The sequence below is a fragment of the Kitasatospora sp. NPDC057965 genome (genome assembly GCF_042887135.1).
Lineage (GTDB): Bacteria > Actinomycetota > Actinomycetes > Streptomycetales > Streptomycetaceae > Kitasatospora.
This window is the reverse complement of record NZ_JBHVPZ010000029.1, coordinates 59,674-81,631: the sequence shown is the minus strand read 5'-3', so window position 1 is coordinate 81,631 and position 21,958 is coordinate 59,674. Positions and strand designations below refer to the sequence as shown.

General features: G+C 71.1%; 21 protein-coding genes and 1 pseudogene. 8 read left to right on the top strand and 14 right to left on the bottom strand.

Annotated features, from left to right (window positions below; translation table 11 throughout):
* Window positions 1-41: 41 nt before the first annotated feature.
* The 13 genes from ACFVVU_RS30620 to ACFVVU_RS30560 all read right to left on the bottom strand — a co-directional run bounded on the left by ACFVVU_RS30620 (window position 42) and on the right by ACFVVU_RS30560 (window position 11,682).
* Window positions 42-998: a hypothetical protein gene (locus tag ACFVVU_RS30620; RefSeq protein ID WP_387793479.1), complete on the bottom strand. Its 957-nt coding sequence runs from the start codon at window positions 996-998 to the stop codon at window positions 42-44.
* A 36-nt stretch (window positions 999-1,034) separates the two neighbouring features.
* Window positions 1,035-1,778 carry a hypothetical protein gene (locus tag ACFVVU_RS30615; protein WP_387793478.1) on the bottom strand — a complete coding sequence of 248 codons (744 nt, stop codon included), beginning with the start codon at window positions 1,776-1,778 and terminating at the stop codon, window positions 1,035-1,037.
* Window positions 1,775-2,158, bottom strand: coding sequence for a hypothetical protein (locus tag ACFVVU_RS30610; protein WP_387793477.1), 384 nt, complete (start codon window positions 2,156-2,158; stop codon window positions 1,775-1,777). Before ACFVVU_RS30610 ends, ACFVVU_RS30615 begins: the two co-directional genes overlap by 4 nt.
* Before the next feature lie 77 nt (window positions 2,159-2,235).
* A complete protein-coding gene (locus tag ACFVVU_RS30605; protein WP_387793476.1) occupies window positions 2,236-2,793 on the bottom strand; it encodes a hypothetical protein in 558 nt (185 codons plus the stop codon).
* A 44-nt stretch (window positions 2,794-2,837) separates the two neighbouring features.
* Window positions 2,838-3,347, bottom strand: coding sequence for a hypothetical protein (locus ACFVVU_RS30600; protein ID WP_387793474.1), 510 nt, complete (start codon window positions 3,345-3,347; stop codon window positions 2,838-2,840).
* 11 nt (window positions 3,348-3,358) lie between these two features.
* Window positions 3,359-4,138 (bottom strand): ParB N-terminal domain-containing protein, encoded by a 780-nt coding sequence (locus tag ACFVVU_RS30595; protein ID WP_387793514.1) that lies wholly within the window; start codon window positions 4,136-4,138, stop codon window positions 3,359-3,361.
* 111 nt (window positions 4,139-4,249) lie between these two features.
* Complete coding sequence (locus ACFVVU_RS30590) at window positions 4,250-5,809, bottom strand: ATP-binding protein (RefSeq protein WP_387793473.1); 1,560 nt, start codon at window positions 5,807-5,809, stop codon at window positions 4,250-4,252.
* A 23-nt stretch (window positions 5,810-5,832) separates the two neighbouring features.
* The gene (locus ACFVVU_RS30585) at window positions 5,833-6,267 is read right to left on the bottom strand and encodes a DUF6238 family protein (RefSeq protein ID WP_387793472.1); all 435 of its coding nucleotides are present in this window, start codon (window positions 6,265-6,267) and stop codon (window positions 5,833-5,835) included.
* Between the two features lie 23 nt (window positions 6,268-6,290).
* On the bottom strand, window positions 6,291-7,745 hold the full coding sequence (locus ACFVVU_RS30580; RefSeq protein WP_387793513.1) for an SCO6880 family protein: 1,455 nt from the start codon (window positions 7,743-7,745) through the stop codon (window positions 6,291-6,293).
* Window positions 7,746-7,862: 117 nt separating this feature from the next.
* Window positions 7,863-9,356, bottom strand: a complete 1,494-nt coding sequence (locus tag ACFVVU_RS30575; RefSeq protein WP_387793512.1) for a conjugal transfer protein TrbL family protein — start codon at window positions 9,354-9,356, stop codon at window positions 7,863-7,865.
* A gap of 117 nt (window positions 9,357-9,473) precedes the next feature.
* The gene (locus ACFVVU_RS30570) at window positions 9,474-10,166 is read right to left on the bottom strand and encodes a hypothetical protein (protein WP_387793471.1); all 693 of its coding nucleotides are present in this window, start codon (window positions 10,164-10,166) and stop codon (window positions 9,474-9,476) included.
* Window positions 10,167-10,475, bottom strand: coding sequence for a DUF6112 family protein (locus ACFVVU_RS30565; protein WP_387793511.1), 309 nt, complete (start codon window positions 10,473-10,475; stop codon window positions 10,167-10,169). It lies immediately after the preceding gene.
* Window positions 10,476-10,569: 94 nt separating this feature from the next.
* Window positions 10,570-11,682 (bottom strand): NlpC/P60 family protein, encoded by a 1,113-nt coding sequence (locus ACFVVU_RS30560; RefSeq protein ID WP_387793470.1) that lies wholly within the window; start codon window positions 11,680-11,682, stop codon window positions 10,570-10,572.
* Between the two features lie 501 nt (window positions 11,683-12,183).
* On the opposite strand from ACFVVU_RS30560, the gene ACFVVU_RS30555 reads away from it, so the two are divergent.
* The 6 genes and pseudogenes from ACFVVU_RS30555 to ACFVVU_RS30530 all read left to right on the top strand — a co-directional run bounded on the left by ACFVVU_RS30555 (window position 12,184) and on the right by ACFVVU_RS30530 (window position 18,849).
* Complete coding sequence (locus ACFVVU_RS30555; RefSeq protein ID WP_387793469.1) at window positions 12,184-12,930, top strand: DNA-methyltransferase; 747 nt, start codon at window positions 12,184-12,186, stop codon at window positions 12,928-12,930.
* Between the two features lie 167 nt (window positions 12,931-13,097).
* Window positions 13,098-13,862, top strand: a complete 765-nt coding sequence (locus ACFVVU_RS30550; RefSeq protein WP_387793468.1) for a DUF317 domain-containing protein — start codon at window positions 13,098-13,100, stop codon at window positions 13,860-13,862.
* Window positions 13,859-14,710 (top strand): DUF317 domain-containing protein, encoded by an 852-nt coding sequence (locus ACFVVU_RS30545; RefSeq protein ID WP_387793467.1) that lies wholly within the window; start codon window positions 13,859-13,861, stop codon window positions 14,708-14,710. The genes ACFVVU_RS30550 and ACFVVU_RS30545 overlap by 4 nt, the downstream gene beginning before the upstream one ends.
* Window positions 14,671-15,348, top strand: a pseudogene (locus ACFVVU_RS30540) (DUF317 domain-containing protein); the annotation flags it as partial. The gene ACFVVU_RS30545 and the pseudogene ACFVVU_RS30540, both read left to right, overlap by 40 nt.
* Window positions 15,349-15,374: 26 nt before the next feature.
* Window positions 15,375-17,759: a DUF317 domain-containing protein gene (locus tag ACFVVU_RS30535; protein WP_387793466.1), complete on the top strand. Its 2,385-nt coding sequence runs from the start codon at window positions 15,375-15,377 to the stop codon at window positions 17,757-17,759.
* A 259-nt stretch (window positions 17,760-18,018) separates the two neighbouring features.
* A complete protein-coding gene (locus tag ACFVVU_RS30530; protein WP_387793465.1) occupies window positions 18,019-18,849 on the top strand; it encodes a hypothetical protein in 831 nt (276 codons plus the stop codon).
* Between the two features lie 72 nt (window positions 18,850-18,921).
* Here the strand turns inward: ACFVVU_RS30530 and ACFVVU_RS30525 are convergent, their stop codons facing one another.
* Window positions 18,922-19,821 carry a DUF5655 domain-containing protein gene (locus ACFVVU_RS30525; RefSeq protein WP_387793464.1) on the bottom strand — a complete coding sequence of 300 codons (900 nt, stop codon included), beginning with the start codon at window positions 19,819-19,821 and terminating at the stop codon, window positions 18,922-18,924.
* A 492-nt stretch (window positions 19,822-20,313) separates the two neighbouring features.
* Between ACFVVU_RS30525 and ACFVVU_RS30520 the strand changes: the two genes are divergently transcribed.
* Both ACFVVU_RS30520 and ACFVVU_RS30515 read left to right on the top strand, forming a co-directional pair.
* Complete coding sequence (locus ACFVVU_RS30520; protein ID WP_387793463.1) at window positions 20,314-20,592, top strand: helix-turn-helix domain-containing protein; 279 nt, start codon at window positions 20,314-20,316, stop codon at window positions 20,590-20,592.
* Entirely contained in the window at window positions 20,589-21,836 is a 1,248-nt protein-coding gene (locus ACFVVU_RS30515; RefSeq protein ID WP_387793462.1) for a tyrosine-type recombinase/integrase, read from the top strand. Before ACFVVU_RS30520 ends, ACFVVU_RS30515 begins: the two co-directional genes overlap by 4 nt.
* The last annotated feature ends 122 nt before the right edge of the window (window positions 21,837-21,958 follow it).

The window sequence follows — 21,958 nt, the reverse complement described above, 5'->3', positions numbered from 1 at the left end:
GGCGATCGTGATGGGGGGACGGTCGGTGATGCGGTTCTCCTCTAGCGGCTGGCGGCGTGCATGGGGACGGAGGACAGGGCGTGGGCGGCCGGGGCGGCCTGGATGATCGGCCCGGCGCTCAGTCCGCGGGCCGTGACGACACTGGCCGCAGTGGCACGCGCGCTGCGCGCGGTGGCGGTCGGCTCCTCGACGACGGCGCCCAGGTGCGCCAGGTCGGACTGCAGCTCCCGCAGCCCCTGGGCGAGTCCCTGCGTCCGGTGGCGGGCCGTGTCGGCGCGGGCGGCCAGGAGTTCACCCTGGTCCGGGGGCAGCTGGTCGAGGTAGATGCGCACGTCGGCGAGCAACTGGTCGAGGTTCGGCAACGCGCCGGTCCTCGGGTCGAGCGCGGCGTCCAGCAGGTCGGCGACGTCGCGACTGTCGGTCAGACTACGCAGACCCGCCCGTTCCAGGACCAGGTCCTCGGCGGCCTCGGCGAGCCGGTTCGAGGAGGCCGGTGGGGTCGCCAGGCCGACGGTCGCCACCTGCAGGCCCAGTCCCTGGAGCACCGCGCTCGCCCTGGCCGCCGCGGCCAGGGCCAGCCGCTCGCTGGCATCGGCCGGCGGCAGGTAGATGTCGCGGTCCGGGGCGGAGCCGTCGTGCTGCCAGCCGAAACGGCGCAGCACGTCCGGCACCAGGCCAGTCGTGGCGTCCGTCGTGGTGGCCGCGACGATGCCCTCGGTGGGGTGGCGGGCGAACACCACGTCGGCGCCGTCCAGCGCGGCATCGAGGCTGCGGACCGGCCCGGAGGCGGTCTCGACGCTCAGCTCGCCGGCGTCCAGCAGGAACGCGCTCTGCGCCGCGCGGGCCACGGCGTCCGGACCGGTGAAGAGGTACTCCCCCGGGGCGCTGCGGGTGGCACCGTTCTGTTCGAGCAGCCGGTGGGCGCTGTCGGGGACATCGGGCCCGAGCCGGGCGGTGATGGCGCCGGCATCGCCGGGCGTGAAGGAGATGTCGGCCATGGGATGGGGAGTCCTTCCGGAAAGGGGGATGGGGGGCTAGCGGCGCTGGGCGGCGTGGGAGGGCGCCGGCGACAGGGCGGCGGGGACGGCCGTGGACGCCGACCCGCAGCGAGCGCCCGGCAGGCGGGAGCGTGCTGCGGCGGCACGCAGCCGCGTGGCGGACGCAGGGCGCGTCTCGCGCAGGATGAGCCGACGAAAGCCGCGGCGGGCGTCGTCGGCGAACCGGCCGGGGATGTCACCGACCACCGACAGGGAACCGCCGACCAGGTCGTGGCGCAGCTCGATGTAGTGGCCGGTTGCGGGCTCGGCGGCGAGCATCCACTCGGTGTCGTCGAGGGCGCGGCGCGCCTCCACCCTCAGGTCGCCGCGCACGACCTGCTCGGTGACCTCGCGGTCGCTGGAGGAAAGGGGTGCGGCCAGGCGGGCCTTCGCCTCGGCCCGGGCCGCTCGGGCGACCGCTTCGGCGTTGGGGAACGGCCCGCCGGAGGTGAGCCAGGCATAGTGGCGCACCACGTCCATGGGCCGCTGGTGCGGGGCGTGCCAGTTGCGGACCTCGATGCCCGAGCCGACGAGTCGGCGCACGGCCTCTCCGGCGGCGGCGGCCTGCTCGGTTCCCGGCACGCGACGGCTCATGTGCCAGGCACCGAACGGCTCCGCCCGCTGGTGGAAGCCGGCGTCGGCCAGGACGCTCGTGACGGTCGGCCGGGGGTAGCGCGGCGCCAGGACGAACTCCCCCAGGTCGAAGGTCCAGCCGAACCTCAGCGGGTGTCCGCTGCTCACCGGCGACCCGCAGATGCCTCCGCAGCGGCTGCATCGGCCGGGGCCGGCGCGCACCTTGCGGGCCGGTGTCGCATCTCCCGCAGCCGCGCCAGGAGGTCGGTCTCGGCCTGGTCGCGCGCGGCGGCGGCGTCCTCCAGCGTCTCCAGCTGGGTGTCGAGGTCGGTGAGCAGGCCGTCGTCGACCCGGCGCTGGCGATCAGCGCAGATCAGCAGCCGGACGCGCTCGAACGCGACGGTGGTCTCGGCCCTGGTCAGCGCCCGGTGAGCGTCCACAATGCGTGCGGCGTCCGGGGCGAGGTCATCCTGCGCGTGCAGTGTCGCGATGCTCGCTCCGAGCACGGCCTCCACCTGGGCGTCGAGACGGGTGAGGGATGAGGGCAAGTGCTTCCTCCAGCAGTGGGGGCAGAGATTCAGGGGGTAATCGCACGACGTGTCGTGTCGGTGTGAGTTCCCCGTGTTCAAGCCGTCGCACATGAGTCCGGCTGAGGGAACGGTGCAACTAGTGGGTACCCGAAGGCGGCCACCGCCGCGTCGAGATCCTTGTACTCGGTGACGGCGAAGAACCCGCTGCCTTCGGTGGCGAGTACCGCTGCCGTCCCGTCCGTCGGGAAGCCAGCCAGCAGGCGTACGGGGCCGGCCGCTTCGCGGTGCAGGGCGTGGACGACGAGCCGCCCGGCAGTCACATCGGATGCCACGTGGTGCATCCAGATGGTGCCCGGCGCCCGGGTCATCGTGGGGTCATCCGGGGCAGGCTGCGTGATCGCCTTTCGGCGTTCGGTGTCGGAGTACAGGCGCAGGACGTCGTAGCCAACGGCGTTGAGCCGATGGACAGCGTCCGTGACGGCCCGGGACGCGCTGGTCGGCGACGTGCTCTCACGCAGCCGTTGCACGCCCGTCGCCTCGTCGTGGACGAATCCGGCCTGGTCCAACAACCGGCGGCTGGCTCCGTCGACCGGCAGCGCGGCGAGTACGTCGGTAGCAGGGTCGACGGCGATGGGGATGGTGAATGTAGCCACGGGGCTCCGATCTGATGGTTGGTCGCGCGGCGCACGGCGGCTGGCTACGCCTGGTCGACATCCCTGTCCGGGCCACCGTCCGAGCCGCCGGTGTAGCCGAAGTGGATGCGCTCAAGGTCGCCGAAGGTCACGATCTCCGGGTTGAGGCGGAAGGCCTCCTGGCGCTCGGCCATGTACTGCTGAAGCCGGTCATCGGCCGAGTCAACCTGCCCACGGTTCCTGGTGGACTGTCGCGCGGTGGCGATCCCGTCGACTCGGGTGGCAAGCTCTGCCCGTACCCAGAGCCCGCCGCCGAGCTTCCAGATGTCGCGGGGATTGAAGGCGAACGAGCCGTCCTGGTTCCACTTGGGCCGGTGACGTTCACCAAGCTTCCGGATCTCGCCCTTGCACCCGGCCGAGCGAAGAGCTTCGTGCAATTCCTCCCTGCAGGGATCCAGGTCGACCAGTCTGGACAGCTCCGACTCGGCGTCGCTCACCTGCATGTGCCCGGTGAGCTGGGTGACGTTGTCAGCGGCCTGCTCGCTGAGCTCCCACAGACGCTCCTTGATGCTCACAGCAGCGTTGGTCACGCAAGTCCCCTCTGCTTCCAGACCGCGTCCATCTCCCGCAGTGCGCTGATCGCGTGAGCGATCACCTCACGGGTGACCGTTCGCCCGGCCGGAGCAAGACTCGGATCGAACTGGCGGAACACCTCGGTGCCCCGGGTCTCGGCAACGGCCGGAACGATCTCGCACAGGAGCTGGGTGGCCACATGCCGCTGCCGGTTCTGCTCCTCGACTCGCTCCCTGCGTTCGGCCAGCGCCCCGTTGAGGGTCAGCTCTCCTTCCACAACGCGGTTGGCCAGTTCAGGGTCCTCAGTGCGTAGCCGATCCAGGCGGGCCTCATCGGAACTGGCCTGGTTCTTCCTCTCACGCGCGACCTCGTAAGCCGCGTCAAGGCCTGAAACACCGCTGATGACGCGGTCCACGTAGTCCGACGCGTACTGCATCACCGTCGATGCCTGCCCGATGCGGCCCAGGGAGACACCGGCCTGTTCAGAAACTGAACGGGCCGACTGTTCAGATTCTGAACGCCCCTCCTGTTCAGAATCTGAACAGGCCTTGGCGGCGATCATCGCAGCCTGTCCTCGCGACAGACTGCGACGACGCAGGTTGGCGGAGAGAACGTAGCTTCGGGGGGCGCTTCCCTCGTAAGCCACGAACTGTGCTTCGATCCCGAGGATTTCGCACGCCTTGAGGCGGTTGCGTCCGTCCAGGATCTGGCCGTCGACATCCCGGACGACTGGATGAAGAAGACCGTTCTCCCTGATGTCCTCTGCCAAGGCGTGCAGTTCGTCGTCGTCCAGCAGGGGGAAGATGGAAAGGGTCGGGTGGATCTGGATGAGGTAGCTCCATAAGGGCGTGGTGTCGGGAAGGTGAACGGCGCGTTCGCGTCGTTCGGGAGCGAGTCCCAGGGATCAACCGGCCATCGCAGTAGGCGCATTCACGGCTCCGGAGGCGTTGAACTCACGGGGATTCGCCTGCATCCGGGAGTCGGTGTCGAACAGTTGGCGTTCGGCCGGGTGGAGCAGGTGCTGGACCACGAAGGAACGGCCGGCGATCTTGTAGAGGCCGCGGCCTCGGGTGAGCGCGGCGATGGCCTGGGTCTCCACGCCGGTGAGGCCAAGGAGGCTCGCGGTGGAGGCGAGTTGGTCCGGCTCCTGGCGGTAGATGATGCGGGTGGCGCAGTCGGTGAGCAGTCCTTCGGCGAGGGCGCGGCCTCGGGAGCCGGCGTCGCCGGCCGAGAGCAGGTCGGACAGGCGGTGGATCACCAGAAGGTTGGCGATGCCGAGGCCTCGGCTGAGCTTCCATTGCTGCTGCATGCGTTCGAGCAGCGGCAGGTGGCGCATCAGGCGCCACGCCTCGTCGTAGACGACCCAGCGCCGGCCACCGGTGGGATCGGACAGGGCGGCCTCCATCCATGCGGAGGCGCAGGTCATGGCGAGGATCAGGCCGGTGTCGTCGCCGCCCGCGCCGAGCGCGGAGAGGTCGATGGTGAGCATCGGCGCCGTGGGGTCGAACGCGATGGTCGACGGGGCGTCGAACATCTGGGCCAGGTCGCCGGCGACGAGTCGGCGCAGGGCATGGGCGAGGTCCTCGGCGGCGGCGCCGAGGCGGCGGGCGGGGTCGCCGTGGGCGTCGTCGAGGCGGCGGGCGGTGCCGAGCATGGCGGCGACGTCGCCGAGCAGCGGAACCCGGCTGTTGCGGTCGGCGTCGGCAACGACCTCGTCCAGGGCCACGTCGAGGGCGGTGTGCTCCATCGGCGCCAGGTCCCGGTGGAGCACGGTGCGTGCCAGGCTCGCCAGGAGCAGCAGCCGGCGCTTGCGGACTTCGGTCGCCCACTCCGCCGGGTCTGCGCCTGCCGGTGCCGCGGGAGCGTCGAGCGGGTTGAGCCTGCCGCTCATGCCGGGGCCGAGCGCGATGGTGCGCCCGCCAAGTGCCTGTGCCACGCCCGTCCACTCGCCCTTGGGGTCGCAGGGGACGTAGACCCGGTAGCCGTGCGCGATGCTGCGCAGGGCAAGGGACTTGGCGAGGGCGCTCTTGCCCATGCCGATGACTCCGGCGAGCAACAGGTTCGGATTCGTGAACCCCTCGACTCGCGCGTACAACTCGAAGGGGTCGAAGCAGAACCCGGCCTCGGCGTGGACGTCGCGGCCGATGTACATGCCGCCAGCGCCGAGGCCGCCTTCGGCGAGGAAGGGGTAGATACCGCCCGCGACGGCGGTGGTCATCCGGTGGGTGGGAAGTTTGAGCTTGCCGCCGCGCAGCGAGGCGGGGCCAGGGCGGCCGGAGGCCGGGTAGAGGGGGCGGGCGTCGAGTTCGTCGGTCTCGGCGGCGGCCCGGCGGCGGGGCTGGTTGGCGCGGCGGGCCTCGCGGTGGGCGGCGGCGAGGTCGCGGCGAGCCTGGCGGCGCAGGGCCCGGTCGCTACGGCTGGGCGTGAACAGCGCGCTGGCGGTGGCGCTGGTGTGCTTGCTCAAGTGCGGGCGGGTCCCTTCGGTGCTCAGCGGCGGATCAGGCCGGGGGCGGGTGCGTGGAGGTCGGCGGGCGTGGTGATCTGGCGGACGCGGGCGGAGATTGTGGTCCGCCGCCGGCAGACCGACAGGCCGGGAGCGCCCTCGGGGAGCCTGGAGGCGCAGGCCTCGCGGGTCGGCAGGCGGCCGTCGGCGCGCGGGGCGGCATGGTAGGCGTCGTGGAGGTGCTCGCACACCTGCCACATGCGCAAGCGCGCGTTGTGGAGGTGGTCGCCGCCGGGCGCGGTGTGTTCGCGGGCGCGGACGGTGGCGGTGTCCAACAGGCCGAACAGGGCGGAGGTGTGGGCGTGGAGGGTGTCCAGCTCGGCTCGGGAGAGGGCCTTCTCCTCGGCAAGCTGGGTGTGGTGGTGGACGTCGACGGCGGCGCTGGCGAAGCGCAGCAGGTCCGGACGGTCGTGGGGCACGGAACGGGGTCGCCCTTCGGTGGTCAGGGGCGGGCGAGGGGAAGTGCGGCGGCCGTGAAGGCCATGGCCTGCTGCTTCTCCAGGAGGCGCAGGTCGATCTGGGCGGCGACGGCGGCGGTCTCGACCTGGGCGCAGGCGGCGCTGAGCTGGTCGGCGTCGTCGGCGCTGACGACGAGCAGGCCGGTGAGCTCCACGTCGGCGTGGCCGGCGATCAGCTGCAGTTCGCGCTGCTTGGTGTCGGCGTACTCCACCGTGTCGGCTTCGGAGTCGACTTGGCCGCGGCGTACGCGTTCGGCGGCGTCGGCGACGATGGTCGCCTTCTTGCGCTGGACGTCCTTCATCGCGGCGTCCAGCTGCTGGGGGGTGTAGATCAGCGAGAGGGTGCGCCGCACGCCGCTGCTGTACAGCAACTGGTGGAGGAACCCGACCGAGGTCTCGGTCCTGGGCCACTGGTCGATCCAGTACACCGCGTGGTGGGCGCTGTCGGTGCGGATCCTCTCCGGCTCTTCGACGACCACGACGGGACCGGCGGCGGCGACGTCGGCCTCGGCACGGCCGGAGTCGGACCAACGCTCCAGCGCGCCGAGGACCGCCGGGTCGTAGGCGGTGCGGACCACCGCGGCGATCTCGCCCGCGGTCAGCCAGCCGCCGGACACCAGACCCGCACCGCGCACCGACTGGTCGAGGGAGGCGGTCAGCTGGGAGAGGACCGTGCATGCGCCGCCCAGGCCACCGCCGGCCTGGTTGATCAGGCGGCGGGCCTTGCGCAGGTCGAGCGCGATGGCGATGTAGGCCTCGTGCGGGGCGGCGGCGGGTCCAGCGGCGGCGAGCAGATCCTCGTAGATCGGCCCGGCGAGCGGGGTGTCGGGCCGACCGTGCTCCAGCCAGTACCGCTGGAGGGCGTCGCCGCTGTCGGGGACGGTGCGCTCCATCACCTGGATGCGGGCGATCTGGCCGGAGCGGGAAAGGGCCGCAAGGGTGCGTCCCCAACCCGAGACGTTGTCGGCCTGCGTGGCCGGGTCGAGCAGCGCGAATGCTCGGCTGCTCACCCGGGTGACGGCGGTGAGGGTTGCCTGCTGCTGGTCGTGGACGGCGCCCAGACGCCCGTCCGGCGAGGTGATCGCGCGCAGGGACGCGGCGGTGCCGGGCAGGTGCAGGAGGCCTTCGACGCGTGGCCGGGTGGACGGGCGTGCCAGCCACACGAGCTGGCCGCAGGTTCGGCGTAGCCAGTAGCGGGCCGCGATCGGGGCCCATTCGGCGGCCGACCGGCCGCGGATCCGGACGACGACGGCCGCGCCGAGGAGCGCCCACAGCGGGCTGAGCGCGAGTGCGGCCAGGACGCCCGTGCTCATCAGGACGACGAGGAGGAGCAGCGCGCCGAGGCCGGCGACCGTGAGCTGAGGAGTGGTGAGGCCGAGGAGGATGCCCCGGCGGGAGCGGGTGGGGAATCTAATCGTGGACGGGGTCTCGCTGGTCAGGGGGCTCTCTGCCTACGGTGCGGGGATGGGGGAAGCGGTCCCGGGGCCCTCCCGGAACGTCGTCCGGGAGGGCGGTGGGCAGCGGCGCTGCGGGGACGCGGGGAAGCCGGGAGCGTGTCAGGAGGACGTGCGCTCGGGGAAGGTGAACCGCTGGCCGGCCGGGGGCTGGGCGGGTGCGGCGGGTGCCGCGATCACCGGGTCGAAGGCGGGCGCGGGCCCGGCCGGCGGCGAGGCACCGGTCGAGGGGGCTGCGGCGGATCCCGGTGTCAGGATCCGGGGCGCGGAGCCTGCCGGGTCAACGACGGGTGCGGGTCCGGCGTTCGCCGGCGAACCGGTCGGGGAACCCGGGGCCGCGGCGGTGGCGGTGGCGGGTGCGGGCGTCGAGATCCGGGGTGAGGAGCCAGCGATACGCGAGGCCGGGGATCCGGCGGGGCCGGCCGCTCCCGATGAGCCAGCAGTGCCGGGGCGGGAGACGAGTTGCCTGCCCTGGTCGCCGTCGGCGCGGTCGGCTTCGGGGCGGCTGATCAGCGGGACGCCGCCGTCACCGGGCCCGGACCGGCTCTGGGCGCCGTACTTGAAGGAGGCGGGGGTGGCCTTGGCGAGCGAGAGGGAGGCGGTGTCGCCCGAGGGGCTGGCACCGGACTGGCTGCCGCTGTCCATGCCGGAGACCTGGGAGGGACCCTGCGGGCCGCCCCCCGCGCCGCCCGTGGTGCCCGTGGTGCCGACCGCCGCGGTGGCACCGCCGCCGCCTGCGCTCATCGCCATCTGTCCGCCCTTCTTGGCGTGGGCGGCGGCGGTCTGCAGTCCTGCCGCGGTGGAGCGGTGCAGGTCGTGGGCCTGGCCGTCACCCGCCCAGTGGACGAACTTGTAGACCATGAAGGGGCAGCACAGGACCAGCGCCATCACGACCAGGCCGGCGATGATGTCGGACAGGGCGGTGAGGCCGTCCTTCGTGTCGCTCTGGCCGATCGCGGAGACGCCGATCAGCATGATGATCGTCATCACGAGCTTGGACACGACGACGGTGGCGGTGGCCTCCACCCAGCGCCTCTTCCAGTCCCGTGTCGGCTCCCACGGTCCGCCGGCGGCCGCGAGCGGCGCCAGGGCGACCAGGATGAGGATGCTGACCTTGCGGAAGATCATCATGCCCCAGTAGAGGATCGCGCCGATCGCGCAGGCCAGGGCGACGAGGGTGGGCACCGCCCATCCGAGAGGCGTGGTGATACCGACCATCGAGACCTTGACCAGCCGGCGTACCGCGTCGTCCATCGACGAATTGGCGATGGTGAACAGGCCCCTACTCAGGGCCTCAACCACGGCAACCACGACGGAGGTGAAGGTGATCGCGCACATCGCGAAGAAGGTGCTGCTGATGGTGCCGGTGACGGCTTGGCCGAGGGCCTGGCCGTCCCGGCGCCAGGCGGCGCGCACCAGTTGGAGGATGAAGGTCATCACCAACAGGGTCAGTGCGATCGGGAGGATGAGGCTGTAGTTGGTGCGGAACCACGAGGCGCTCAGGTCGACGGCGGTGGTCTCGTCGACGGCGCGCGAGGCCATGTCGACGGCGGACTTGGCCAAGTCCCCCATCGACTTGGCGATCCAGTTGCCGATGCTCGTGGTGATGGATTCGCCGACGCCGCCGGTGACGACGTCGCACAGCAGACCAGCCCCGGGAAGATCACAGAAACCGATGGGCCGTTCAGCTCCTTAGGCAGGGGACCGGGTAGGTCACGGGTAGACGGTGGGGGCGATGGCGGCCAGGGCGCAGGGCTGCTGGGGGCGGCACTGCACGGCGAGGGTGATCGCCCGGGTTTCGGCGCCGCGGCCTGCGCCGGTCCAGGCGACCTCGACCTTGCCGGTGACGGTGACGGCGTAGATGTAGGCGGCGGTCAGCGCTCCGGGGTCCTTGGCGACGGCCTGCTGGAAGGCGCCGGGCAGGTGCGCCTCGTCGATGGCGGCGGTGGCGGTCTGCGCGTTGTCGCGCATGCGGGACCAGAGCACGGGGTCGGGGACCTGGGCCTCGACGGAGGCGCCGTCGGCGTACTGGGTCTCGGGTGTGAGCCACAGCCGAAGGCCGTTGACGAAGGCCTGCTGGTCGAGGGCGCGGGTGTCGTAGGACCACAGAGTCTGGGCGAACGCCGAGGCGAACTCGGTCGGGGTGCTGGTGCGGGGCGGGCGGGCGACGCCTGGGCCGGCCTCGGTCGCGGTGTTCGTGGGGGTGGCGGCCGGGGCCGTAGCCGACGAGCCGGGACGAGCGGAGGCGGATGCGGTGGGCGTGGCGGCGGGGCGCTCGTCGCGGCCGCCGCCCGCCAGCCGGGCGGCGAGCCCGGCCAGCAGGGCGGTGGCCAGCAGCACGCCCAGCCCGATCAGCAGCCGTCGCCGGAAGACCGAATCGCCGCTGTTCAGCTGGGACTTGGGCACTTACTTGACCTGCGTCCCCAGGGCGGAGAAGAAGGACACCAGCCCGTTCGCGGCACCCAGGAGCAGGGCCACGCCAGCGGCGACCAGGGCCCCCTGCTTGCCCTTGGCTTCGGCGCCGTGGCTGCCGGTGTGGTGGCCCCAGGCCCAGACGATGCCGGCCACGCAGAGCGCGCCGACCGTCGCCACCACGGCGAACAGGTTGATGCTGCTGACGACCTGCTTGAGGACACCAAGGCCGGGAAGGCCGCCGTCAGCCGGGGCGACGCCGGGGTCGAGCGCGAGATGGGAGACCGCCTCTGCGGCCAGAATCAGGGACAAAAACGCTTCTCCAAGGGAGACTTGCGCGCCGGGACGCGGAGCCGCGCCCGCGGCTGCGAGGGAAGGAAGGGAAGAGGGAGGCCGTTCAGGCAGCGACGCGGCGGATGGCGATCACGCCGGGCTTCCAGGCACTGAATTCGGCGATGCGCACCACGTCACCCGTGCGCGGGGCGTGCACGACAAGGCCCGATCCGATGTACATGCCGACGTGCTCCGGCCCCGTCGGACCGCGCTCGGTGAACAGCAGGTCGCCGGGCTTCAGGTCGGCCAGCGCGATGACGCTGCCCTGGTTGACCTGGTCGTAGGTGACGCGGGCGAGAGTGACGCCGCCGGTCTTGTACGCCTGCTGCATGAGGCTGGAGCAGTCGCAGCGGCCCATCGGGTCGGGGCCGTGGCTGTTCGTGCAGGTACCGCCCCACTGGTAGGGGGTACCGAGCTGGCCGAGGCTCCAGCGGATGGCCGATTGGACGGCGGGGGGCGCATCAGTGGGGATCTGGTAGCCGGGTGGAAGGGAGCCCGGCGGGATCAGGCCCCAGTCGGTGTCCGCGCCCGTCGGGGCGCACGAGCCCGCGGCGCCGCCGACGGGCGCGTCGCCACCGGCGGGGGAGCCGATCGCAGTGCCGATCGCCTGCTGGAGGGCCAGGGCGAGCGACTCCCACTGCGCGTAGGCGTCGGGGAATCCGCTCCTCTGCACCGCCTGCGCAGCCACGGTCAGGGGCAGTTCCTGCCAGCCCTTCACCTTGAGCAGCGCCTGGTAGAAGGAGGTGCTCGCGAAGACCGGATCGAGGATCTGCTCCGCTGAACCCCAGCCCTGGGAAGGGCGTTGCTGGAAGAGGCCGAGGGAGTCGCGGTCGCCGCCCGGCAGGTTCCGCAGCCGGCTCTCCTGCATGGCCGTGGCCAGCGCGATCACCTGGCCTCGTGGCGGCACCTGCAGTGCCACCCCGGTGGCGACGATCTGCTGGGCCATGGGAATCTGCACGCTCGGCAGGTCCAGGCCCGGCACCGGGGCGGTCGGACCGACCTGGCCGCCGAGGATCTGCTGGACCGCTGCCTGGACCGCCGCCGCGTCCACAGCCTGTGGACCGCTGGACGCGCACGCCGCAGCCGCGTTGTTGGCGGAGACGATCGACAGCGGCAGGATCAGCAGGAACGGGGCGCACAGGACGCCGGCGCCGAGACCGGCGACGAGCTTCTTCACCGCCGCGGTCGGCGGTTCGTGCCTCCCGGGTGCGCGCCCGGGGCGCGGGCGGCATGGGTCGAGGGCAGGGATATACCCGTCAAGTGGGTCTCCGATCGAGTGTGCGGCAGCGCGCAACCGGCGCCATAAAGGGGAATCCGCGCATCGCTGGGTGCGGCGGAAAGGCTGCCGGGCCCAACGCCCCTGCACCCGCAAGGGGTGGTCTGGTTCTCGTTGCTCCAGGTCAGGGGGTCAGTGCTCGCGGCGCCGATGAAGACGTTAAGCGGTCCGATATCTCCCGGGCAAGGAATTCAGAGATATTCGAGAATCTTCGCGAATTCCTTGCCCGGGAGATATCGAGGCTATTACTGTCCGATCAGGCCCCGCGGCGAGGTGAGCGGCGAGCCTCTCTCCCTGATCCCGATCCCCCCGGGCTTCACGGCCAGCCGGCCCCCTGCATGCGGCCGCTCCCCTGCGCCAGCGGGCGCCCACCCCCTACATCCCTTGCGAGGACATGCTCACTTGACCGACTACACCCTCTTCCGGGGCGACGCCCTGACCCGTCTCACCGAGCTGCCGAGCGGCGAGGTCGACTGCGTGATCTGCGACCCGCCCTACAACTCCGGCGGCCGGACCACGCAGGAGCGGGTCGGGCGCAGTGCTCGCGAGAAGTACACGACCGCGGGCAGCAAGAAGGTCCTGCCGGACTTCCCCGGCGAGAACAAAGACCAACGTTCATACGGCTTCTGGCTGTCCCAGCTCCTCGCCGAGGCCCACCGGGCCAGCGTCGACGGCGCAACCGCCTGCGTCTTCACCGACTGGCGGCAACTACCCACCACCACCGACGCGTTGCAGGCCGGCGGCTGGCTGTGGCGCGGCATCGTGCCCTGGTACAAGCCCGCCGCCCGCCCGCAGAAGGGCCGGTTCACCCAGAACACGGAGTTCGTGGTCTGGGGCTCCAAGGGCGCGATGGACGGTGACCGCAACCCCGTCTACCTGCGCGGCCTGCTGGAGGGCAGCCAGCCCAGCGGGTCGAAGCGCGAGCACATCACGCAAAAGCCTGTCGGCATGATGCGCGACCTGGTGAAGATCTGCCCGCCGGGCGGCACGATCCTGGACTTCACCGCCGGGTCCGGCTCGACCGGCGTCGCCGCCCTGCTCGAAGGCCGCAGCTTCCTCGGCATCGAGGTCACCGACGCCTACGCCGACATCGCCGAGCGGCGCCTGGCCGAAGCCCAGGCGTCCCTCCAGACGCCCGCACCGGTCTAACCCACCCCCGGGCCGGCCACCCACCACCGCGAGCCGCCGCACCGCGCCCGGGCCTCCGCGATCCCCGAGAAGCGGACGGCACCCGGCCAGGAGCCCCGTACCGGTGGCGGCCCGGGCGACATCCCGCCCGGGCCGCCACCGGCCCCTTCCTCTCCCCAGGAGCTGCTATGCCCGCACCGTCCCTCACCCACGACATGCCGATGGCCGTCCACCCCGGCTACCTCGCCGGCCCCGGCGACGGCGCCGGCGCACTGCATGCCTTCGTTGACAGCCACGACGACTGGAACCTCTTCTCGGGCGACCGCCACCAGCTGATCGCCGCTCACGAGCGCTCCACCGCCCTTGTCACGCTGGACAGCGCCGCCCCCGGCCCGCACGCCTGGAGCATCGTGTCCTTCGCCAGCCCGAGCGGCACCCTGGAGTGGCACGCCGGGTTCACCGCCACCACACCCGCCGAGATCGTCGCCGCCGTCGCCGACCGCCTGGCCAGTGCCATGTCCAAGCCGACCGCCACCGAGCGCGACCTGCAGCTGTGGGGCCACGACCACCCGTCAGCGGGCACCGCCGACGCCCTCGACACCGAAACCGCCCGCGCCCACCAGTGGATCCGCGGCGGCGACCTGCGCACCACCCGAACCCTCGACCACCCCGACGGCACCGCGAGCCTGCGCATCCACCGTTTCATCGAACGGCCCGGCACCGGCCCGCTGGACACCGTCTTCACGCTCGCCGCCGGAGCCCGCGGCGATGAACCCACCTGGTGGAAGGCCGAGTTCAGCCGCTACACCCCCACCACGCTCCTTACCGCCGCCCTGCAGGCCGTCACCGACCCCGACCGCTGCGAACGCCGCGCCTCGCAGATCCCCATGCTCCATCGCTCCCTGCTGCGCACCCACCCGGTGGCGGCCCGGCCGCCGCGGACCCACCTGTGAACGCCGACCGCCATGACCCCGGGGACCAGCTCCTGGTGCGACCGGGCTATCTGGCCGGGCCTGGCGATCACGACACCGCCCTCGACGCCTTCCACGCCGACCATCCCTCGTGGAGCCGGCATCGGCCTCACGACGGGCCGGACACGGTGCTGGTCAGCGAGTGCCTCACCGGCCGCGTCCGGCTCAGCCACCGGCCCGGCGCCGGTATCCGCTGGAGCGTCGTCGGCTACGACAGCCCGATCGGTGAACGCGCCTGGAGTGCCGACTTCGACCGCGCCGTCCCCCACGAGATCTCCCTGGCCGTCGCCGGGACGCTCTCCAGCGCGCTCGCCTACACCGGACACGCCTACGAAGAGGCCCTGTGGGGAACAAGGTCCACCCGCAGCACCCTGGCTGAGCTGCTGGCCGATGCTTGCTGGCGCGACGTCAGCGACGAGCGGAAGATGGCCTTCGAGGCACCCGACGCGACGGCCGGCATCATCCGCTGGGACAACGGGCTCTTTCACGCGGCTCCCGACGCCCAGGACCACCCGGCCACCGTCTGCCTGTGGGGCGGAACACCCGTCGGCGACGGTGCGCCGAAGCGGTGGCAGGCGTTCTTCAGCGCGACCACACCGACCCGGCTGATCACCGCAGCCCTCCACCACCTCACCGACCCCCTCGCCGCTTCCCGCTCCCGTGCCCAAATTCCGGCCGCCCACCGCGACCTGGTCAGGACCAGCCCCGCTCCCCTCCCCGGCCGCACCCAGGCCGCCACCCGCCGCACCGCGCCGTTCGGCAGCACCGCAGCAGCGGGCCACCCCGCCGTATCGCCCCCTACCAGCCGAACTGCCCGGAGACCCGCCTGACCACCACCCGCCCGGCCGCACCCGAAGTCGACGGAGACGTCCGTGTCCACCCTGTCTACCTGGCCGGTAGCGACTGGGCCGGCGACCGCGCGTTCCGCCCGCTGTACGACATCGGCGCACAGGGCCACCACGACGATCTCGGCAACTACTTCGCCGCCACCCCGGACGGGTGCATCCGCCTCGGCTTCATCCCCGAGCAGGACTGGGACACCCTGTGGCAACTAGCGGTCGCCCCAGCCCCCTTCGCCCACCCGGCGTGGGTGGCCAGCTTCTCCGACGACACCCCGACTGAGATCGTCACCGCCGTCACCACCGAACTCGCCGCCATGTACAGCCCTGACGGCACCGGCTGGACCACTGCCCGCTGCCCGGGAATCCCCGAGGCGATGGCGCCCTACATCGAGGCCGGGTGGCGCCTTCGGCCGGTGGGCGTTGGGCACCTCATCGCCGACTCCCCTGATGGCCACGCCCAGATCCACCACCGCCACCGGCCCCTGCCCTCCGACGAGGCCGAACAGGCCGGTCAGGACGGGCGTTACACCCTGAGCGTCGGCGGGCCGCGCACCGGCTGGTACGGGCGGTTCAGCTCCAGAACGCCGGTTCGGATCCTCCGCGCCATCGCCACCGCGATGCTCACCGACACGCCCGCGCTTCGCTACCGCGAGTGCCTGAGCCCTTTCGCCAAGCGCCACGCCACCATCACGCCGATCGCCCCACCAACGCCGAGCCCTCTCGACGTGCACCGATCGCTCACCGCCAGAACCCGCTCCACACCACGCATCGTCCAGCGAGCCCAGCAACCCGTGACCCCGTCGGCCTCGCTCGCCTGGTCCACCACCACCCCGCGCACACCACCACTCCCCCGCTCGCGGCGCTGATCCCGCCGCCTGCTCCCATCCCCGCCCCGACAGGAAGGACCCGCATCCCCGCCCCGGACACGATCGACGTCGTTCCCGGCTACCTGGCCGGCCGCGACTACAGCAATCAGGTCTTCACCTATCTCGTCGAGCAGTGGGCGTGGGGCCACAGCACCTCGACCGTACTCGGCCAGGACTTCGCGTGGAGCCCTGACCACCGGCTCCGCCTCGCGGCCGGTCAGCTCGACCCCGGCGCCCACTGGCGCGTCGCAGCAGCGAAGGAGCCACTGGGCCCGCCCGAGTGGATGCTCAGCTTTTCCAAGGAGACGCCGCCCGAGTCCGTCCTCGCGGTCGCCGAGGAACTCGCCCGCACCGGATCCAGCATCGACTGGACCGGCGAAGACCACCCCGCGCTCAAGGCCCCCACGGACCGCCGGACCCTGATCCACACCCTCCAGGACACCGGCTGGCGCAGCACCTACCGCAACGGCGAACTGGACCTCGAAGCCCCCGGCCGGCTCGCCCGGGTCCAGATCCGCATCGACCCGCCCGGCGACGCGCTCGACCTCCTGTCCCGGCCACACCTGTACGTCGAGATCGGGCCCCGCGACAACGGCGGATCCCCGCCCTACTGGCAGGCTATGGCGACAACCGGCACCCCCACCGTCGTCGTCGACGCACTCGCCCGCGCGCTCACAGACCCCGCGCCGCTGACGCGCGACCGCGACTGGATGAACGAGGAGCTGCTGGAACACCTCAGCGAGACGGCCGCGAACAACAGGCCTGAGAAGGCGACCGACCAGCCCGCCCCAGGCCAGAGCCCGCTGTACACCGATGAGGACCTGGTTGCCACCGCCATCGCCCTGACGGCGGAGGCGTTGGAGTCCATCGACGACTTCCATGACGCCGACATGATCAACGACCAGGTCATCCCCAGCACCCGCGCAACCACGGTGCGGACATGGAACGACCTGCCCCACGACCAGAAGCACCTCGCGTACACCCTGGTCACCGACCTAGTCGTCGATGCCTCCCACCGTGCACCCGTCCTGTTCGGCCGCACGCCCGAAACCGCCCCAGCAAGCAGGCGTCCGACGCCCCGCATCGAAACCCCGCTCCTGAACCTGTGGTTCACCAACGAGGACCTCCGAGCAGCCGCAGCGTGGTTGAGCGACCGCCGGATGGACTGGTATCCGCCGGCTCTCGGCGACGCCATGTGGGACCAGACCATCCCCAGCACTACCGACCACACCGAACCCCGCACCTGGGCGATGCTTCCCGACGAACAGCGGCGGGAGGCGATCCGCCGCACCGAGAACCTGATCAACGACGCCGCGGACCGCGCCACGCTGCTCTTCGACCGGCCGAGCGGGCTCGAACCTTTGACCCTCGTCAGCCCGCTCTACCTCGCAGGACCCGGCCATCACAGCCGCGACCTGGCCGCAGCGCCCCTGCGCGACCGAGGCTGGACAGTGACCCAGGAACCCGGCGGGGCCACCGTGTACACCAGTCCGTGTACCCGGGTGATCACCCGGGCCCGCGCCGATGGCACCGGCACGGCCTGGACAACCATCCACCGCCTTCCGCTGTCCGACGATGAGCAATGGTGGTCCTCTGCAGACGGCCGCACTCCGCCCGAGATCATCGCCGCACTCCACGAGGCACTCGCCGCAACCCTGAAGGCCAGACCTCATAACCTCTTCCACCCGACCTCCCCCAACACGGACGCGCTCAACCCGGTGATCGGCGCAGGGTGGCACGACAGCTACAGCGGGCCCAACGTGATCTCGTGGACCGAGCCGAACGCCGAGATGGCCACCATCACCCGTCTGATCACGCCGGACAGCCCGGACCAGAACACCGACTGGGTGATCAGCGGCGGAAGCCTCGGACCCGGCCGCAAGGAAGGCTGGTACCTGGAGATGCCCGCCAACGTGCCCACAGAGCTACTGGCCAGCGTCACTAAGAGCCTGGCCAGCGCCGCACCAGTGGCTCGCCTCGGACGAGACCTCACCTCCGAACACCTCGTCTACCTCGACGTCCGCCCGCTCGAAACCCGATACCGAGCCACGTCGCCCGCGCGGTCGGCTGCCGCCCGGATCCGCTCCGTGACGACCACGTATGAAAGGCCGAAGCCCCGGCCAGGCACCGTGTCCACCGCCGACCACCACGGTCTGCAGCAGGCGCGTTGATAGTTCCGGCACCCTGCTGCGGGACAAGGACTGGATGGACAAGGACCTCCTCCTCGCCCACCTCTCCTCCACACCCCGGCCAGACTCACCTTCCCGACGCCGCAGAGAGGCCGGTAAAGCCGCAGATCGGGACGTCCCCGCCACGGGCCACCACCGCCACGCGAGTCGCCGCCGCTCGCACCACCATCGTGTCCCGCCCGGGCCTCACCCACGGCCCAACCGCAACCCGACCTCTAGCCCACCAGGAGCCCCGGATCCCGTGCCGGACTTCCACTTCCACGGCTGGACACCAGCCGACCAGACCAGCGCCGCCGCTCAGGAGGACTTCCTCCAGGCCGACTACTTCCACGCGGACGGTATGTACGAATTCATCGCCCGCACTACAAGTCCCGATGACCTGCACGAATACCTCATCTACGCCGACAAGGGCGCCGACTGGGACTACCCTGGCCAGAGTCGAATCCTGTCAGCACACATCGAACTCGACACTGAGCATCGCACCTTCAACATCTCCCGAGCCCGCCGGCCGACGTACGAACTCGCTGCAGCGTGGCTGATCTCGCGCGGCGCCGATCCAGCGGCCTTCCGCCTCGCCCTCGGAGAACCCGGCGGGCCGTCCACCCCCCATGAAGCCGAGTTGCTCGAATACCTTCTCCTCCACGGCGAGCAGTACGAGGTCGTCGAGACCGACACCGTGACCCACCAAGCATGGGAGACATGGGCGACGCTCCGCGACTGCAGCGCCGAACCGACGGACGAGACCACGCTGTTGCTCCTGCAGCAGCAGGACTTCGACGATCCCGGATTCCGCTCGACACAGCTAGCTCGCTTCGCCGCCTACAGCGACGCCGAGGACTGGCTCGACACGCGGCCCACACCGCTCGTGCCCGCGAGGGTCGGCTCGACGCCCGTGCCCGACCTCCTGGTACCGGGCCATCCCGACCGCACCCCGGTCGCCCGCCCCGACACGAAGCACGCCGCACGCCTCCGCACCATCACGCCCCGCAGCGCCGAACCAAGGCTCGCCTCCGAGCACGGCGAAGTGCCAGCTCCTGTCCACCAGCCGCCAGCAGGTCGAAGCCGCCCCTGAAGGCAAGGCCGCCCAGCAGAGCCCTCCACCCTCGCATCCGCCGGCTCCCGCCCCGGCTCCGCCATGAAGCGGTTACGCCACCGCTTCGTAGGCCGCCCGAATCAGCGGCTCAGCCCGGTCCAGGTCCGTACCCGAAGCGATCCGCACCTCCAGGTTGCCTGTGCCGTGGTGGCCGATGTCGGTCACATCCCGCGTGAAGCCCTCCTCCAGAGCGACAGCTGCCGGGTTCAACCGGAGGAAGGCGCGCAGGGCCCTGTCGCGGGCCAACACCTTCACCGACGCGAAGTTGGCACCGCGGCGGTAGGCCACGTAGTGCTTGAGCTGCACGCTGTGCACGTCTCCGAGGGCGAGCAGGCGGGCGTCGAGGTCGGCATACAGCGCGCGGACATCGTCCGGAGCACCGGCCAGACGCTGCTCAACCGTCTTGCGCGGAGTCGGCAGGACAGCGTTCTCACTGCGCACCGCTCCCCCGGCAACCGAAGCCAGGAGGTCCAGAGTCAGCAGGTTCTCCCCGAAGGTCCGGTAGCGCACCAGGTCGATCCTGCGGTTCATCTCCCCGATCGCATGGACGTCGTAGCGGCTGAAATCAGCGGCAATGCAGATGATCCGCGGACTCGTCCAGTCGACCTCGCTGACCACCTCCATGCCCAGCCGCCGGGCCACCAGCGTCTCAAAGTCGCCGGGATGGTCCCTCAACCAGCTCAAGTAGAAGAGAGCCTGGTTGATCACATTCTCGTCGCGGGTCCGCTTGTACTCCACGACCACCGGACTGCCGTCCTCGTCCAGGCCGAGCGAGTCGACCCGGCCAGCGTGCAGCGGACCGGTATACACCTCCGACGCGAGGAAGCGCACCCCTAGCAAGGACTGCATGTTGCGTTCGATGTAGGCCTGCAGATGCCGCTCCAACTGCACGGTCGCCCCTGCGATCTCATGCGCCTCGCGGCCGTCAACGCGGAACACCCTCAGTGCCACAGTCCCCCTTTGGCCTTCCCGCCAGCCACTCCGGCGGATGGACGGGCCAACCTACATCCATCAATCCTCGGAATTCTAGCCGCTGTTAACGATGTCCCACTTTCCCTGTAAGGGAATAGAAGCCGCAACAGATTCGGACTTCCCAGGCGACTTCACGGCATTGCACCTCCATGCACGTTCTCCGTGGGAGAAACATTCATTCCGGCCAGGGAATTGCTTCCACGCATACTCTATTGATGGCACAGTGGAAGGCCAGCGGGCGGTTCGACGCTCCATCCGGCTCCACCATCGACCCTCGTGCAGCTCGCCGGCGCCCCAGCGAACCAGCATCCGACAGACTCAAACAACTGAGACTCGGCACCCAGCCACTGCCCCCTAAACTCCCCCGCCATCGCGAGTGACGGTCTCCGAGAGGGCTCTCGCCTGCCAGCTTCGGTCCGCCCCGGAGACCACGCACCCCTTGGCCATCGACCAGAGAGGGCTCACCTCATCATGCCGCATGCCCAGAAACGGGCCGCACGCAGCGCCCCAGCCCCGTCCCGCCCAGCCCCTCAGGGCTGCGCCTGCTCGCCGCCGAACGTTCCCCCGCTCCTTCACACCGCGGGCGAGGCCGCCGCGATCCTCAAGGTCAGCCCTGCAACCCTGCGTCGCTGGCGCCGGGAGGGCAGAGGCCCGGCCTACGTCAGAGTCGGTGGACGGATCGGCTACCGGCACCAGGACCTTGCCGGCTACCTGGCCGCCAGCCTCGTGGTACCGAAGGCGGCGGCATGATGATATCCCCCGAGCGGATCGATGCTCCGGTCGGCGTCAAGTTCTCCACCGACATCGAGTTCCGGCCCGGCAACCCCAATCCCTTCCGCGCGCGGGTCCGCTGGACCGACCCGACCGACAAGCGCACACGCCCCTCGCGTTCCTGCATGCTCCCGACCGAGGACGCGGCGAAGGACTGGCTTGACCGGGTCGCGAGGGCGGCCGGCCGCGGTGTCAGCGTCGACCTCGCCACCTCCTCACTCGCAGAGTACGGCGACTCCGTGATGGACCTCGCAATGCGCGGCCTCGAACTCAAGACCCACGCTCCGTACATGGCTGGCTGGCGCCTTCGCGTCAAGCCCAGTGTCGGACACCTCCAGGTCGTCGGCATCACCGCTGGCATCGCCGACCGCGCGCTCAACTCCTGGATCGCCGACGGCGCCGGTGTCTCGACCCTCAAGAACACCATCGCGGTGTGGGTCAGGGTCATGGAGCAGGCGATCCGCGACGGCATCATCGAGATCAACCCCGCCCGCCTGTACGGCTGGCAGAAGCTGATCAAGACCGCCGAGGACGAGGAGCACGACCCCCGCGGCCTCGCGCTGCGCGACTGGGACACCCTCGACCGCCTCGCCGAGGGCCTGGTGGCAGCCTCCTACAACCAGTACGACGGCTGGGGCGACGTCGTACGCTTCGCCGGCGGCACCGGCGCCCGCATCGGCGAGGTCTCCGGCGTCCGCGCGGGTGACATCGACACCGACAAGTGGATCTGGCGGGTCTGCCGGCAGACCACCACCGCCCCCGGCGGACTGATCGACAAGGGAACCAAGGGCAAGCGCTCCCGCCTCGTCCCGATCATCCCGGAACTGCGACCCAACATCGCCTGGCGAATATCCCGGGTCGGCAACCGCCCCGACGCCAGGCTGTTCACCGGCCCCCTCGGCGGCCGGATCACCACTGCCGTGCTGCGCGACGCCACCCACTGGGACGACGTCGTCGTACGGCTCGGATACGAGTACCTGCGCCGCCACGACCTGCGCCACACTGCGTTGACCTGGTTCGCCGACGCCGGCGTACCGCCCCACGTGCTCATGCGCATCGCCGGCCACGGCCAGCTGACCACGACCCAGCGGTACCTCCACCCCGACCTGCGCTCCATCGAACGCGCCGGCGCCCAGCTCAGCACCTACATCAACGCCTCCCGCGGCCTGCCCGGCCCGAAGGTCGAGATCGAGCAGATCCGCCAACTCGCCCTCTCGGCCTGACGACACCAGCTTCGGCAACGGCGGGGGGGGGGGTGGACAACAAAGGGTCGAACACCCCCCCCCCCGACTGTTTCGTGCCCCCCCAGCACACACCCGCCCCCCATGCGCACACAAACACACCC

Bases quoted from the DNA above. Each gene is read 5' to 3' on its own strand.
- ACFVVU_RS30550 (WP_387793468.1), top strand. From the start codon at position 13,098: ATGCCCGCACCGTCCCTCACCCACGACATGCCGATGGCCGTCCACCCC.
- ACFVVU_RS30620 (WP_387793479.1), bottom strand. From the start codon at position 998: ATGGCCGACATCTCCTTCACGCCCGGCGATGCCGGCGCCATCACCGCC.
- ACFVVU_RS30520 (WP_387793463.1), top strand. From the start codon at position 20,314: ATGCCGCATGCCCAGAAACGGGCCGCACGCAGCGCCCCAGCCCCGTCC.
- ACFVVU_RS30515 (WP_387793462.1), top strand. From the start codon at position 20,589: ATGATGATATCCCCCGAGCGGATCGATGCTCCGGTCGGCGTCAAGTTC.